2 protein-coding genes are annotated in these 1,803 nt (G+C 73.8%); one reads left to right on the top strand and one right to left on the bottom strand.

What is annotated here, in order from left to right; translation table 11 throughout:
- Nucleotides 1-140: 140 nt before the first annotated feature.
- Nucleotides 141-821 carry an SGNH/GDSL hydrolase family protein gene (locus ACWEVO_RS36030; protein WP_452311870.1) on the top strand — a complete coding sequence of 227 codons (681 nt, stop codon included), beginning with the start codon at nucleotides 141-143 and terminating at the stop codon, nucleotides 819-821.
- Nucleotides 822-903: 82 nt separating this feature from the next.
- Here ACWEVO_RS36030 and ACWEVO_RS36025 read toward each other — a convergent pair whose 3' ends face one another.
- The gene (locus ACWEVO_RS36025; protein ID WP_452311869.1) at nucleotides 904-1,575 is read right to left on the bottom strand and encodes a TetR/AcrR family transcriptional regulator; all 672 of its coding nucleotides are present in this window, start codon (nucleotides 1,573-1,575) and stop codon (nucleotides 904-906) included.
- Nucleotides 1,576-1,803: the final 228 nt, after the last annotated feature.

The raw sequence follows: 1,803 nt of genomic DNA, 5'->3' as shown, positions 1-1,803 counted from the left end.
CCGCCGGCACGCCGTGCTCGCCCCGCGCCCGATGCTCCTGGTGGCCGGCGCGGGTCTGGTCACCACCCTTCTGCTGCTCGCCCTCGCCCCCCGCTGACCAGCCCATCGACGGAACGGTAGCGATCGGTTAGCGTGCGGGCGTGGGATCGACGGTGACCGAAGCGACCGATCCGTGGTGCCTGCGACCGGGTGAGAGCGGGGAGCTGCTGCGCGGCCACCCGTGGCGGCGGTTCGTGGTGCTGGGCGACAGCGTCGCCGAGGGGATGTGCGAGCCGGTCGACGGGTACCCGGACCTGCAGTGGGCCGATCGGATCGCGGCCGAGCTGCGGGCCGTCCACCCGGGACTGGCGTACCTGAACCTGGGGCGGCGCGGGCTGCGGGCGCACGAGGTGCGGGCGGAGCAGCTCGACCGGGCCCTGGCCTTCGCGCCCGACCTGGCGCTGGTGGTCTGCGGCGGCAACGACGCGTTCCGGAGCGGGTACGACCCGGACGCCGTGGACGCGGAGCTGACCGCGATGATCACCGCGTTGCGGGACGCCGGGGCGGACCTCATCACGGTCGGCATGTTCGACGTCTCGCACAGTCCGGCCGTGCCGGCGGCGCTACGGGCCGGGCTCGGCGAGCGGATGCGGGTGCTCTCGGCCCGTACCGCCGGGCTGGCCGAGCGGCTCGGCACCCTGCACGTGCACCTCACCGACCATCCGATGGTGGCCGACCCGTCCCTCTACAGCAGCGACGGCCGGCACGGCAGCGCCCGCAGCGACGCCATCGCCGCCGCCGAGACGCTCCGGGTCCTGGGCGCCCACCTCGCGTCCCGCTGAGGATCTGTTGATCAAGGAGTTTGCGTCGGTGGCGCGGCCTTCGATGACGCAAACTCCTTGATCAACGAGAGGGAATCGCCGCTCAGCGCGGGTCGGTGGTCAGGAGGCCGGTGAGGAGGCTGCGCAGGGTTCGCTCGAAGAGGTCCTGAGGGGGCGCGGCGGACGGGGGTTCGGCGAACGCGGCGGCGAGGTGTGGGTACGCCGTCAGATCGACGTGGTCGAACCGGATCGGGCCGGACGCCGTCGCGGCGCGGGCGAAGAGCGAGACCACGCCGGTGACCATGGCGATCGCCTCGAACTTCGCGGTGACCGGCGCCCGGACCGGCTGAAGCACCCCCAGGCAGGCGTCGAACCAGGCGAGGGTGTTCGGACCGGGGACGCCGGCGTGGCCGACGGCGTCGGTGAGCCACGGGTGCCGCCGGTACAGCTCCAGCTGGCGGCGGGCCAGCAGCACCATGGTCTCCCGCCAGTCACCGGCGCTCTCCGGGTACGGCCGCAGCTCGCCGACGCACCGGTCGACCATCAGGGCCAGCAGGTCGTCGCGGGAGGACAGCTGCCGGTAGAGCGAGCCGGCGGCCATGCCGAGCGCGCCGGCCACGGCGCGCATGGACACCGCACCGAGGCCGCCCTGGTCGGCCAGCTCGACGGCGGCAGCCACCATCGCCTCCCGGCCGTGCGTGGGCGCGGGACCTCGGGTGCCCCGCTCCGGCCGGCTCCAGATGGACCCTCCGGACTCGGTGGATGCGCCGCTCACCACACCACTGTAAACTGCAAACACCGTTCGCGGTTTCAGCGGGTAGGGAGGAAGCGGTGATGGAGCGGATCACGGCGCCGGACGGCGCGCAGATTCCCCTGCACACGACGGGCACGGGCCCTGGCGTCGTGGTGGTGCACGGCGGCGGGGTCACCATCGACGAGTACCGCCGGCTCGCCGCGCGGCTCGCCGACCGGTTCACGGTGCACCGCTACAACCGGCGGGGCC

Source organism: Micromonospora sp. NPDC003776 (genome assembly GCF_053605645.1).
This window is presented reverse-complemented; position numbering and strand designations above follow the sequence as displayed.